We start from the raw sequence: 588 nt of genomic DNA, 5'->3' as shown, positions 1-588 counted from the left end.
TCTCCTCCTTCGGCATCAGCGGCACCAACGCCCACATCATCCTCGCCGAACCCCCCACCCCACCCACCACGTCCGGAACCGGACCGAGGGACGACGCCCCACTGGACGGCACAACCCTGCCCTGGATCCTGTCGGCACGCTCGACGGACGCACTCGCACACGCCGCGAAACGGCTCGCCGACCACGTCCGCGCACGCCCCGCACTCAGCCCGGCCGACATCGCCTACTCCCTCGCCACCACCCGCTCCGCCTTCGAAACAAGGGCCGTCGTCCCCGGCACCGACGGACGCGACGCACTGCTCGCAGGCCTGGACGCACTCGCCACCCACGAGACCGACGGCGTGACCGCGGCGGTCTCGGGTGCGAAGCCGGGCCGTTCCTCAGGAGCTCCGGTCGTGTTCGTGTTTCCGGGGCAGGGGTCGCAGTGGGCCGGGATGGCGGTGGGGCTGCTGGACTCCGCACCGGAGTTCGCCCGCGTGATCGACGAGTGCGAAGCGGCCCTGGCACCGTTCGTCGACTGGTCGCTCACAGCGGTACTGCGCGGCGAGGAAGACGCACCCGGCCTGGACCGGGTGGACGTGGTCCAGC

Annotated in this window: 1 protein-coding gene; it reads left to right on the top strand. The window is 71.6% G+C overall.

Annotated features, from left to right (window positions below):
- The coding region (locus ACP4IX_RS36505; protein ID WP_426558978.1) for an acyltransferase domain-containing protein at positions 1-588 on the top strand (588 nt) is incomplete at both ends.

This window comes from Streptomyces sp. WG5, from assembly GCF_049974565.1.
Classification (GTDB): Bacteria; Actinomycetota; Actinomycetes; order Streptomycetales; family Streptomycetaceae; genus Streptomyces.
This window is presented reverse-complemented; position numbering and strand designations above follow the sequence as displayed.